Annotated in this window: 14 protein-coding genes; 10 read left to right on the forward strand and 4 right to left on the reverse strand. The window is 64.9% G+C overall.

Annotated elements, in window-relative coordinates; translation table 11 throughout:
- Nucleotides 1–94: 94 nt before the first annotated feature.
- A complete protein-coding gene (locus BMW89_RS12385; RefSeq protein ID WP_092026565.1) occupies nt 95–754 on the reverse strand; it encodes a DedA family protein in 660 nt (219 codons plus the stop codon).
- Between the two features lie 337 nt (nt 755–1,091).
- On the opposite strand from BMW89_RS12385, the gene cobS reads away from it, so the two are divergent.
- The 7 genes from cobS to BMW89_RS12420 all read left to right on the forward strand — a co-directional run bounded on the left by cobS (nt 1,092) and on the right by BMW89_RS12420 (nt 8,168).
- A complete protein-coding gene (gene cobS, locus BMW89_RS12390; RefSeq protein WP_092026568.1) occupies nt 1,092–2,090 on the forward strand; it encodes a cobaltochelatase subunit CobS in 999 nt (332 codons plus the stop codon).
- Between the two features lie 16 nt (nt 2,091–2,106).
- The gene (locus tag BMW89_RS12395; protein WP_092026571.1) at nt 2,107–2,517 is read left to right on the forward strand and encodes a GNAT family N-acetyltransferase; all 411 of its coding nucleotides are present in this window, start codon (nt 2,107–2,109) and stop codon (nt 2,515–2,517) included.
- Complete coding sequence (cobT, locus tag BMW89_RS12400; protein ID WP_092026574.1) at nt 2,514–4,421, forward strand: cobaltochelatase subunit CobT; 1,908 nt, start codon at nt 2,514–2,516, stop codon at nt 4,419–4,421. The genes BMW89_RS12395 and cobT overlap by 4 nt, the downstream gene beginning before the upstream one ends.
- Nucleotides 4,418–5,488, forward strand: coding sequence for an esterase-like activity of phytase family protein (locus BMW89_RS12405; protein WP_092026577.1), 1,071 nt, complete (start codon nt 4,418–4,420; stop codon nt 5,486–5,488). Before cobT ends, BMW89_RS12405 begins: the two co-directional genes overlap by 4 nt.
- 52 nt (nt 5,489–5,540) lie before the next feature.
- On the forward strand, nt 5,541–6,239 hold the full coding sequence (locus BMW89_RS12410; RefSeq protein WP_092026583.1) for a hypothetical protein: 699 nt from the start codon (nt 5,541–5,543) through the stop codon (nt 6,237–6,239).
- Nucleotides 6,240–6,404: 165 nt separating this feature from the next.
- The gene (locus BMW89_RS12415) at nt 6,405–7,517 is read left to right on the forward strand and encodes an NADH:flavin oxidoreductase/NADH oxidase (protein ID WP_092026586.1); all 1,113 of its coding nucleotides are present in this window, start codon (nt 6,405–6,407) and stop codon (nt 7,515–7,517) included.
- A 243-nt stretch (nt 7,518–7,760) separates the two neighbouring features.
- The gene (locus tag BMW89_RS12420) at nt 7,761–8,168 is read left to right on the forward strand and encodes a hypothetical protein (protein ID WP_092026589.1); all 408 of its coding nucleotides are present in this window, start codon (nt 7,761–7,763) and stop codon (nt 8,166–8,168) included.
- 250 nt (nt 8,169–8,418) lie between these two features.
- Here BMW89_RS12420 and BMW89_RS12425 read toward each other — a convergent pair whose 3' ends face one another.
- From BMW89_RS12425 to BMW89_RS38565, 3 genes are all read right to left on the reverse strand, one after another.
- Nucleotides 8,419–8,664 carry a PilZ domain-containing protein gene (locus BMW89_RS12425; RefSeq protein ID WP_177196005.1) on the reverse strand — a complete coding sequence of 82 codons (246 nt, stop codon included), beginning with the start codon at nt 8,662–8,664 and terminating at the stop codon, nt 8,419–8,421.
- A 308-nt stretch (nt 8,665–8,972) separates the two neighbouring features.
- Entirely contained in the window at nt 8,973–10,295 is a 1,323-nt protein-coding gene (locus BMW89_RS12430; RefSeq protein WP_092026595.1) for a T6SS phospholipase effector Tle1-like catalytic domain-containing protein, read from the reverse strand.
- Between the two features lie 262 nt (nt 10,296–10,557).
- A complete protein-coding gene (locus BMW89_RS38565) occupies nt 10,558–10,692 on the reverse strand; it encodes a hypothetical protein (protein ID WP_283805326.1) in 135 nt (44 codons plus the stop codon).
- A gap of 356 nt (nt 10,693–11,048) precedes the next feature.
- Here BMW89_RS38565 and BMW89_RS12435 point away from each other — a divergent pair, with 356 nt between their 5' ends.
- From BMW89_RS12435 to BMW89_RS12445, 3 genes are all read left to right on the forward strand, one after another.
- The gene (locus tag BMW89_RS12435) at nt 11,049–11,315 is read left to right on the forward strand and encodes a hypothetical protein (protein WP_092026598.1); all 267 of its coding nucleotides are present in this window, start codon (nt 11,049–11,051) and stop codon (nt 11,313–11,315) included.
- Nucleotides 11,308–11,607: a hypothetical protein gene (locus BMW89_RS12440; RefSeq protein ID WP_092026600.1), complete on the forward strand. Its 300-nt coding sequence runs from the start codon at nt 11,308–11,310 to the stop codon at nt 11,605–11,607. Before BMW89_RS12435 ends, BMW89_RS12440 begins: the two co-directional genes overlap by 8 nt.
- Before the next feature lie 125 nt (nt 11,608–11,732).
- Entirely contained in the window at nt 11,733–12,011 is a 279-nt protein-coding gene (locus BMW89_RS12445; RefSeq protein WP_092026602.1) for a DUF1488 family protein, read from the forward strand.
- The last annotated feature ends 2 nt before the right edge of the window (nt 12,012–12,013 follow it).

Here is a 12,013-nt window from a genome sequence, read left to right on the forward strand (position 1 = left end):
CCATGCAGGCCCGGCTCTTGCCCGCGGCCATCCTTCGAGACGCCCGCTTCGCGGGCTCCTCAGGATGAGGTCAGAGTGCCTGGATGCAGTAGATTTAGCCCGGCGGCTTTGCTGTCGCGACACTGCCGCCATTCCGGCGGCGATAGAGCCAAGCCGCCACGCCCAACGCGATCGCCACGCCGACCACGGTCAAAATCCACATGTGCTTGCCGATATGCCCGTGGTGCGGCAGGCCGGCATATTCATGCAAGGCCGTCACCGCCAGAACGCCCGGCAGCACATGGGCTGGCGCCCAGACCAGGATCGCCGGGATGTTGATGGCGTAGAAGCGAGCAGGGGGCATGCCGAGCGCGCCGGCCGTCACCGGCACGAACGCCCGGATCGGCGGCACGAAGCGGGCGAAGAACACGGCCCAGGTGCCGAAGCGGTTGAAGAAGGTCTCGCTCTGCTCGACCACGCGCGGATAATTGGTCAGCGGCCAGGTGTTGAGGATTTCTCGCTGTTGCCGGTGCCCGATCCAATAGGCCGAGCCGTCGCCGAGCACGGCCCCGATTGCGGCTGCCAGCAGGACCCACTGCAACTTGAGGTCCCCGCCCGGAACCAGCGCGCTCAGGGCCAGGATGATGGTCGAACCGGGGATCACCGACCCCACCACCGGCACGGCTTCGAGCAGCGCCGCCAGGAACAGGGTCAGATAGGCCAGCCACGCATGGGCCGAAACGAAGGAGATGAGGGGATCAAGGAAGGATGTCACGACGTCTTTCGTGTCGGCGGCGGGTCCAAGGGTTCAGAAGAGTCCAGGAGGGTTCAGACCAGGCATCAGGGGGCCAGACCCTACATAAGTAAGGAGCGGCGGCAAAAGTGCCATTCGCGTGGGCAGCGCCGTTACCCCGCCCGAAATTCGAGCGTGATTCGCAGGGCAGCCTTTCAAAAATCGCGTTCCTTGCCTATCTAAATGAAAAGACAACGGAACTTTGATTTGGGGGCGGGCTTCTGCCCGCACGTTGTCTCTGATAGGTTCGCAGGCGCACCCAGCCGCAGCCAACGTGCAAATAACTGGTCTCGGGATCGCCCGGGACTTCGGAGGATTGATGACGACCGCCGCGATGTCCAAAGTTGAGGAAGTTTCCGGAATGCCCGACATGAAGGTGTCGGTGCGCCAGGTGTTCGGGATCGACACCGATCTCGAAGTGCCGGCCTATTCCGAAGTCGATCCTCATGTGCCCGAAGTCGATTCCGACTACCGCTTCGACCGCGCCACCACGCTCGCCATTCTCGCCGGCTTCTCCCGCAACCGCCGCGTGATGGTCACAGGCTATCACGGTACCGGCAAATCCACCCATATCGAGCAGGTCGCGGCCCGCCTGAACTGGCCCTGCGTGCGCGTCAACCTCGACAGCCATATCAGCCGTATCGACCTCGTCGGCAAGGACTCGATCGTGGTCCGCGACGGCAAGCAGGTCACCGAGTTTCGCGATGGCATCCTGCCGTGGGCGCTCCAGCACAATATTGCGCTGGTGTTCGACGAATATGACGCCGGCCGTCCCGACGTGATGTTCGTGATCCAGCGCGTGCTCGAAGTGTCGGGGCGCCTGACGCTGCTCGACCAGAACAAGGTGATCAAGCCGCACCCGGCGTTCCGTATGTTCTCGACCGCCAACACGGTCGGCCTCGGCGATACCTCGGGCCTCTATCACGGTACCCAGCAGATCAACCAGGGCCAGATGGACCGCTGGTCGATCGTCACGACGCTCAACTACCTCAGCCATGACGAGGAAGTGGAGATCGTGCTGGCCAAGGCCAAGCACTATCGCACCCCGGAGGGCCGCGACATCGTCAACAAGATGGTCCGCCTTGCCGATCTCTCCCGTAACGCCTTCGCCAATGGCGATCTGTCGACGGTGATGAGCCCGCGCACGGTGATCACCTGGGCGGAAAACGCCGACATCTTCAGCGATATCGGCTTCGCCTTCCGCGTCACCTTCCTCAACAAGTGCGACGAGCTCGAGCGTTCCCTGGTCGCGGAGTTCTATCAGCGCTGCTTCAACGCGGAGCTGCCGGAATCGGCAGTCAACGTGGCGCTCAGCTAGGCCAGATGACCTGACAATGCCGACCATCACCGTCGAGCGCACCATTGGGACCACCAAGAAGGCTGTGCTCGCCGGGCTCGGCGCCTATAACGACGAGCACTTTGGCAAGCAGCCGATCAAGAGCATCGCGGTCTCGTTGAAGGACCGCGGCAAGATCGTCGGCGGCATCGTCGGGCATATCTGGGCGACGGTTTTGTTCATCCAGTATTTCTGGATCGACCAGAAGCAGCGCGGCAAGGGCGTTGGCACGAAGCTGATCGCGGCGATCGAGGACGAGGCAAGACGGCTGGGCGCGGTCCAGGCCCATGTCGACACGATGAGTTTCCAGGCGCCGGGCTTCTATCGTTCCCAAGGGTACGAGGAATTCGGCGCCCTCAAGGGCTATCCCGGCGGCGTGACACGCCATTCGTTGACGAAGTCGCTATGAGCACATCATCATCCAATTCCAAATTCCGTAACACCAAGGAAGCTCCGACCGAGCCGTTCAAGCGCTCGGTCGCCTCCTGCCTCAAGGCGATCGCGAAATCGCCCGAGCTCGACGTCTCCTTTGCGGCCGAGCGCCCGGGCCTCGCGCCCGGCAAAGCCCGGCTGCCTGAGCCGGCGCGAAAAATGACCAAGCGTGATGCCGCGATCGTGCGCGGCCACGCCGACTCGATCGCGCTGAAAATCGCCTGTCACGATGCAAAGCTGCATCGCAAGCTGATGCCCGGAAATCCGCAGGCGCGCGGCGTGTTCGAGGCGGTGGAGCAGGCCCGGGTCGAGGCGATCGGCGCGCGCCGCATGGCGGGCGTTGCGAAAAACCTCACCGCGATGCTCGACGACCATTTCCATCGCGGCAAGTTCGACGAGATCACCGACCGCGCCGATGCGCCGCTGGCCGATGCGCTGGCGATGCTGGTGCGCGAGCGCCTGACCGGCATGGCGCCGCCGGCGGCCGCGAAGAAGATGGTCGATCTCTGGCGTCCCATTCTCGAAGACAAGATCGGCAAGCGGCTCGACCGGCTCGACGGCGTGGTCGAGGACCAGACCAAGTTCGGCGACGCCGTGCATGATCTCTTGACCGCGCTCGAGATCGGCGACGAGCGCAACGCCGACAGCGAGGACAATGACGACAACGACGAGAACCAGGACGGCGACAACGATCAGTCCGGTGCCGAGGGCTCGCCCGATTCCGACGCCGCGCAGGAAATGAGCGCCGATCAGGCGCAGGCGTCCTCGGAAGAGATGAGCGACAGCGCGATGGAAAGCGCGCAAGCCTCGACGTCTGACACGTTCGATGACGGCGAGCTCGGCGACGACGAGACGCCGGGCGAGGCGACGCGTCCGAACTCAAGCGGCAAGAACGAGCCGCGCGGGCCGGAATATCACGCCTTCGCGCCGAAATTCGACGAAATCATCGCCGCCGAAGACCTCTGCGACCATGACGAGCTGGAGCGCCTGCGCGCCTATCTCGACAAGCAGCTCGCGCATTTGCAAGGCATCGTCGCCCGTCTCGCCAACCGGCTTCAGCGGCGCCTGATGGCGCAGCAGAACCGCGCCTGGGAGTTCGACCTCGAAGAGGGCATCCTCGACCCCGCGCGCCTGTCGCGCGTGGTGACCGATCCCTATCATCCGCTGTCCTTCATGCACGAGAAGGAGGCGACGTTCCGCGACACCGTGGTGACGCTGCTGCTCGACAATTCCGGCTCGATGCGTGGGAGGCCCATCACGGTCGCCGCGACCTGCGCCGATATTCTCGCCCGCACGCTGGAGCGCTGCGGCGTCAAGGTCGAGATTTTGGGCTTCACCACGCGCGCCTGGAAGGGCGGGCAATCGCGTGAGGCGTGGTTGGCCGCCGGCAAGCCGGCCAATCCCGGCCGCCTCAACGATCTCCGCCACATCATCTACAAGTCCGCCGACGCCCCCTGGCGCCGTGCGCGGAAAAACCTTGGCCTGATGATGCGCGAGGGCCTGCTCAAGGAGAACATCGACGGCGAGGCGCTCGACTGGGCGCATAAGCGCCTGCTCGGCCGGCCCGAGCAGCGCAAGATCCTGATGATGATCTCGGACGGCGCGCCGGTCGACGATTCCACGCTGTCGGTCAATCCCGGCAACTACCTCGAACGGCATCTGCGCTACATCATCGAGGAGATCGAGACCCGCTCGCCGGTCGAGCTGATCGCGATCGGCATCGGCCATGACGTGACGCGCTACTACCGCCGCGCGGTAACGATCGTGGACGCCGAAGAGCTCGGCGGCGCCATCACCGAAAAGCTCGCCGAGCTGTTCAGTGAAACCAACACTGCACCCACGCAACCGGCCGGTCGCCCGCGACGCAAACTGCATTCGTGAGCACGCTTCGATCCCGCCGCAGCTTTATCAGCCACGCGGCGGCGGGATTTTCCACTCTCGCAATCTCCCGGATGGCGCAGGCTCAGGTTGCGACCGAGCCGCCACCGCGCATCTCGCAGATCGAGCACGCCGTCACCGAGCCTGTCGGCGTCGAGGTCAACGCGCGGGCAATTCCCAATTTCGAACCACGCGATCGATCGCGCACGCGCTTCGGCTCGTTGCAATATCGCAGCGGCCTCGTGCTCACCTCGCCCTATCGCGGTTTCGGCGGCCTGTCCGGCATCCGGCTGGACGCCAAGGGCGAGCGCTTCCTCGCGATCTCCGACCAGGGTGGTTGGTTCACCGGCAGCATCCGCTATTCCAGCGGCAAGATGGTCGGGCTCGACGACGTCGAGGCGGCGCCGATGCTGAACGCGGAGGGGCGGCCGATCACGGAGAAGCGGCTCTGGTACGACACCGAGTCGCTCGCGCGCGACGGCTCGTTCGTTTATGTCGGGCTGGAGCGCGTCAACCAGATCATGCGCTTCGATTTCTCGAAGGGCGGCACGCGCGCCCGCGGTGAGGTCATCCCGACGCCGCCGGCCGTGCGGAAATTGCCTGCCAACAAGGGGCTCGAGGCGATGGTCGTAGTGCCGAAAGGCCAGCCGCTCGCGGGCACGCTGATCGCATTTTCCGAGCGCGGGCTGGATGCCGACGGCAATCTGGTCGCCTTCCTGATTGGCGGTCCATCGCCCGGCCAGTTCAGCGTGCGCCGCACCGAGAAGTTCGACATCAGCGACGCGACGCTGCTGCCATCGGGCGAGCTTCTCATTCTCGAACGTAAATTCTCCTGGTTCACCGGCATCAACATCCGCATCCGTTCGATCCCCCTGAAATCCATCGCGCCGAACGCGCTGGTCGACGGCCCCGCATTGTTCGCCGCCGATCTCGGCCACGAGGTCGACAACATGGAAGGCATCGACGCCCACGTCACGGCGGAGGGCGAGACCGTGCTGACGCTGGTGTCGGACGATAATTTCTCGCTGCTCCAGCGGACATTGCTGTTGCAATTCACGCTGGTGGAGTAGGCCGGACGACGGCTAGAGTGAACTCGCGCCCACCCCTCCGCGACACATCCTCATGCCTCACCTTCGCGCCATCCTCGCCCTCATCCTCACGCTCGCCGCGCTGACGCAGGCGCACGCCACGGCCGAGCACCGCTATGGCAAAAACGAATACGCCATCATCACGGGCGGCCGCGCGCCGAATGGCAAGCTCTCCGTCGCGGCCCATGGCGGCGGCGAATCCGGCAGCGAGGGTTTTCGCCTCTCACTGATGACCGAGCCCGGCCATCGCCGGCTAATGACGCTCGACGACGTCAACGACGACAACATCCTGGACTCGGCGCCCGATGCCTTCCACGCGGCGTGGTCGTCGGACTCGCGCACTGTTGCCGTGTCGTTCCGCAGCGAGCGCCATATCGTGACGCTCAACATCTACGCCATCGACGGCAAAAGCACGAAGCTGGTCGCCGGGCCGGACCTGTTCCGCGACGTCAGCGGCGGCAGCATCGACGTCAAGACCGACGGCGACATGCGCACCTCCGTGCCGGCGCTCACATGGCTGGCGCCGCGCCGCTTCCACCTCACCGACTACCGCGTGTTCGTCCAGGACGACGCCGCGCTCGCCGACAAGCTCGGGCCGCTCGGCAAGGCCTCGAAGCGCGAGGGTGGCGGGATCACGATCCAGTTCTCGGCCGAGGCGGATGGCGAGCTGCTGCCCGATGGCAAGATCCGCATGGGCAAGCCGCAAGCCGGCAAGTTCGAGGATTTGCCATAGGGATGCGGCGACCGCGGCGATTGTGTCGCGGTCTTGTGATCATGTGACGCGCAAAATGCATGGCCCCACGGGCGGCCATTCCCGCCGCGCAGGTGGCAATCCGCTCGTCGCCCACTACACTCCATGCAATTGCTTCCATTCCTCCATCCCTCCGGAACTCCCCGCATGAGCGCCCTGTTTTCCCCGATCAAGCTGCGCGGCCTGAATTTGAAGAACCGTGTCGTGGTGTCGCCGATGTGCCAGTATTCGGCCGAGGACGGCGTTCCCACCGACTGGCACTTCACCCACATCAACAATCTCAGCCTGTCGGGCGCGTCGATGTTCTGCATCGAGGCAACGCACGTCGAGGCGATCGGCCGCATCACGCCGGGCTGTCTCGGGCTCTACAGCGACGCCGCTGAAGCCGCGCTGAAGCAGATCCTCGCCTCGGTGCGAAAACATTCCTCAACGGCCATCGCGATGCAGCTTGCGCATGCGGGCCGCAAAGCCTCCAGTGCGCGGCCCTGGGACGGCGGCCAGCTCATTCCCTTGAGCGAGGGCGGCTGGCAGACGGTGGCGCCGTCAGCGCTGCCGCACAAGGAGGGCGAGGCCGCGCCGCTGGCGCTCGATGCGAGCGGTCTGAAGCGCATCCGCGATGCCTTCGTCGACTCTGCGAAACGCGCGGATCGCATCGGCATCGACGCCATCGAGCTGCACGGCGCGCACGGCTATCTCATGCATCAGTTCCTGTCGCCGATCTCCAACAAGCGCACCGACGAATATGGCGGCTCGCTCGAAAACCGCATGCGCTTCCCGCTCGAAATCTACGACGCTGTCCGGGCGGTCTTCCCGCGCGAAAAGCCGGTCGGTATGCGGGTGTCGTCGACCGACTGGGTCGAGGGTGGCTGGGATCTGGCGCAGACCATCGAATTTTCCAAGGCGCTGAAGGCGCGCGGCGTCGACTGGATCGATGCCTCCTCCGGCGGCGTTTCGCCGCTGCAGAAGATCACGCTCGGTCCCGGCTATCAGGTGCAGTTCGCCGAGGCCATCAAGCGCGAGACGGGATTGCCCACCATCGCCGTCGGCCTGATCACCGAAGGCAAGCAGGCCGAGGAGATCGTCGCGTCCGGCAAGGCCGACATGATCGCGCTCGCCCGCGGCATGCTCTACGACCCCCGCTGGGGCTGGCACGCTGCGGCCGAAGTCGGCGGCGAAGTCGAGGCCCCGCCGCAATTCTGGCGCTCGCAGCCGTCGACGCAAAAGGCGCTGTTCGGCAAGACCACATTCGGGGCGCGGTGACTTCTTTACCTCTCCCCGCTTGCGGGGAGAGGTCGAATTCGATCGCAGATCGAATTCGGGTGAGGGGGTACAGGTGCGGCGATCATCTCACGTGCGGAGAGAGGCCCCTCACCCCAACCCTCTCCCCGTAAGAACGGGGAGAGGGAGTCAACCGCGCCTCACGCATCCGTAAAACTCCTCAGCTTCCACACCCCGCAAAACTGGCCTAACCTCCGCACACTCAACGCCTCACGGAGGCTGGCCATGCGGTTTCGTGTTCGCAAAACTGCCCATCTGTTCGAACGCGTGGGCCTGGCGATGGCAGGCGCCGCGTGCGGGCTGTTCGTCGGCGCCTATGTTGGATCGGCGATCGCCCCGCTGACCACCCAGGGCTTCCTGCTGCTGATGATGCTGCTCGGCTTCGTCGGCTTCTATCTCGGCATCGACACGCCGCAGCTGCCCTTCGACGACGCCCACAGCACGATCGACGCCGCGGAGCTTTTGAGCGCCGCCGGCACGCTCTGTGCCGCGCTTGCCGCGCTCGCCTCCGTCGCCGTCATCGTGCTCCGCCTCGAGCCGCATATCGGCTTCGCCTGGCTCGTCCTGCTCGGCTGGATCGCCGGCGCCGCCATGCAGATCGTCGGCGGCGCGAAGGCGCGGATGCGGAAGTAGCTTCTTTGTTGGACGAGATCGCGCCGCAAGCACACTGCGTTCCCTCCCCCCTTGCGGGGGAGGGCCAGGGAGAGGGGTAGCCACACGGCAAGCTCTTCAATGTTGAACGACGCTCCGCTGCCGGTGCGGAGGACTGCGACCAGAACCATTTGCTGGGCCACCCCTCTCCCCAACCCTCCCCCGCAAGGGGGGAGGGAGCCGAGCGGGTTGCTTGGCACTGCTTTTGGTCAGCAATTGGAAGGACGCATTCCTAAAACACCACGCCCACCCGCGTGCCGCGCTTCCAGGCGATGCGGCAGCGTTTCTTGGTGTTGACGTGCAGCAGATCGAAGCGATCGGGGATGCTCACCTGCCCGCCGAGATCGACGCAGGCCCCGCCGGCCGAATAGTCGATCAGCGTGCAGACGATCACAGGCGCGCGCGGGTCGGTGATGATCTTGGCCTGGCGGGACACCAGCCCTGCGGGTTTGACGCGGGCATGTCGGCGCGGATGCATTGGCACTCTCCTCCAATTCCGCGGATAGCGCGGTGAGCTTGGGGAGATGATGGAAGGCAGATGATGCGATCCGGCTAAGGCGGGCTGGAGAATTTTAATGAAAAGTAGCGGCGAATGGAGAAAGCGGCGGTAGTGGGGTGGGCTTCCTTCCCCTCTCCCCTTGTGGGAGAGGGTGGATCGCTGCGAAGCGGCGAGACGGGTGAGGGGTTTCTCTCCGCCCATCGAGCTCAGTGTTTGCGGAGGCAACCCCTCATCCGGCGCTTCGCGCCACCTTCTCCCGCAAGGGGAGAAGGGAAGAACACCTCACCTCACCCCGTCACGATCTCATCCGCATCAGTGCCCGCCCCCGGCTCCACCGGCATCGGCACCGTCTCATATACCTTCGGCAAATTCACCGGCTTATACCCCGGCTCTACCGCCATCCGCCTCACGACGCTCTCATGTACATGCGCGCCCTCGGGGATGAATCGCGGCTCGCAGCAGGGGATGTACCAGCCCCAAAACACCTTCCGCTCCGGCCATTCCTTGTAGGTCGCGCGCTTCGGCACGCACTCCAGCACGCGCCAGGCCGCACTCATCGAATTGTGCAGCTCGCCGACCTTGCCGGTGTATTCAGGCGGAACATATTTGAACGGCGAGTTCTTGCGCTGGATGCCCCAGGCGAGCTGGTTCACGGTGCGCTTGTTGAAGTTCAGCCCCGCCTTCGCCGCCTCCTCGATCATCCAGATCAGCGGATATTTGGACTCACCGCTCTCGGCCTCGGGATAGCCGCCGCCGACGTCGCAATGAACGCCTGAGAACCACACCTGCAAAATGTCCTGCGGCACTTTCTTCTCGTCGGGCACGTAGCGATGGCTCCAGTATTCCTGCGGCTCCACATACTCTTTCAGGCGGAACATGCAGCGCCGCTCGTCGATCGCGATCGCCTGGCGAAAGATGTTCACGCTCGGATTACGCAGCGTGAAGGCGAGTTCTTCCAGGCTGAAGACGAGGAAGAAGACGTCGCGCCGCGGCACGATCACGCTCGCCACCGTGTCCCAGACGCCGATGAAATGGATGGTCGGCCAGCGCGTCGAGGTGATCCGCGCGAACTGCGCGGCAAGGTCGAATGCGTCCTTCGGCAGCGGCCCGTCCTCGTCGGTGGAGATGTCCTTGAGGTCTTCGATGTCGTTGCCGTGTCCGGTGCCGGAATATTGCTTGTAGGCGACGAGGCCCGAGCCTGCGAGGTTCGCCTGCTCCGGCGAGATCAGGCCGATTTTGTGGATCAGCCCCGCCAGCACGCGAACTGTGTAGGCACCGCGCGAAAAACCGAACAGATAGATGCGGTCGCCGGGCGCGTAATGCTCGACCAGGAAGCAATAGGCCGAGAGCACATTGTCATCGAGCCCGTAGCCGGTGGCGAGCCCCAGCACCAGATTGACGTTGGCCTTGAGCCGGTGCCACGTCGACGGCTCCGTCACCGTGCCGACGCCGGGATCGTAAAACACCATCTGCCGCGGCTGCGTCTTGTCGGTCTTGCGCAGGCAGCGATAGAGCTTCAGGACGTTGGAGATATTTTCCGAGATCTCGTTGCCGGTGCCGTCACAGCAGATGACAAGGTTTTTCGGTTCGGTTTTGTGGCCGTGATCCACGGTATGCCCCTCCCGGTGATGCTACCGGTGCGAGTATAGCGCAAAAGCGCGACGGGGAGGAGACGATGGTGGTCTTACCCTCTCCCCCTTGTGGGAGAGGGTGGATCAATCGCGCAAGGCGCGATTGAGACGGGTGAGGGGTCTCTCTCCGCGGGTGACTCTCGCGCGTAGAATTCCCGGAGAGAGACCCCTCATCCGCCTTGCCGTTGGCAAGGCACCTTCTCCCACAAGGGGAGAAGGGAAGGTGCCTCGCCTCCGCCCCCTACTTCTTCTTCCCCGCGCCGATCTCCGGCTGCCAGGCGGCGTCCTTGCGGCTCGGTGCCGCGGCGGTCGCCTTGATCTTGTCCTTCTTCGGCTTCTTGGTCTCGCGGTTGCTGCGTTGCTGTCCCTTGGCCATGATGTCCGTCTCCTCTGGGGTTCGAATTCGTCCGGTTGCGAGATTGGCGCTGCCATGTGCGCGGGTCGCGGCGACGAGATGGGGCACGCGGTGCCACGCACACGGAGACACGAAAGGTGCAGCGCGATAGACCTGCGGCAATTGCGTGAGTTGCGCTGACGTGATCGAGCCTACGCCTGCCCCACGCCCAAGGCGAGGAATAAAACGCGAGGCCAAAAACGCCGCGCGCGCGCTGCTTGCGGTCGTCCGTGCACGCGGGCCGCGGGGGCGATAGTGCTGGCAATTGCCATGCAACACGTGCATGGTCGCCGCTGTCGGCGTCGGTTGGGGCCCCTCTTTGCGAAAGGCAGGCGCGCATGACCATCCGCTCGCGGCACGAAACCGTGACATTCAAGCATCCGTTCCACCTCCGTGGCATCACGCGCGAATTGCCGGCGGGCGCCTATGATGTCGTCACCGACGAGGAGACGATCGATGGCCTGTCGTTCGAGGTCTGGCGCCGCGTCGCCACCCTGATCACCGTTCCGGCCGAAGGCATGCGCGGCACCACCGAGCGTCTGTCGATCGGCTCTGTCGATCTTGCGGATGCGCGGACCACCGATGCGAGCGCCGCCCATGACTGACATCCCGGTCGATCTCGACAAGCATCGCGGCATGGCCGCCCAAAAGGCGACCGATCTGCGCCGCGCGCTGGCCGACGTCGAGGCCCAGGTCAGGGAGCTGCGCGAGCGCGAGTCCGAGCTCGAAACCCGCATGATGACGGTGCCCGCGATGTCGTGGCCGGAGGCCGCGGTCAAGGCGCGCCATCTGCTCAATCTCTACGCCGCGAGCCTGCCCACTGAGGACACCCGCCACCGCGCGCTGGTGACGGCACTGTTCGACGATTTTGTAAGGCTCTCGGCTGAGGAAAGCTGAGGCAGCCAGCGCTGCGCGCTACGGCGACGGTGTGCTCCCTCGCCCCGCGCTTGCGGGGAGAGGGTTGGGGTGAGGGGCCTGTCCGCGGAGGCAGTGCCAATGAGACGCGCGTAAAGGAATAACCCATGACGCTCACCAGCGGCCGCTTCGTCGGCCACGAACAGGACCGCGGCATCGTCCAGTTCTCGATGCAGGACGGCGAGAAGGAGATCGCCTGCGCGATCTCGACCTCCGCCCTGGACGACCTCGAACGCGGCCCGCGCGCGCGGCCGAGCGAGCGCGAGGACCAGTTCATGCGCCTACGCGAGCGCATCGAAGCCTGCGTGGAACGCAAATATCAGGCAACGGAGTTCGAGGGGACCCCGCCGGGGATCGTGCTGCGGAGCATTGATTTTCGGGGGTAGGG

The sequence above is a fragment of the Bradyrhizobium sp. OK095 genome, from assembly GCF_900109945.1.
Classification (GTDB): domain Bacteria; phylum Pseudomonadota; class Alphaproteobacteria; order Rhizobiales; family Xanthobacteraceae; genus Bradyrhizobium.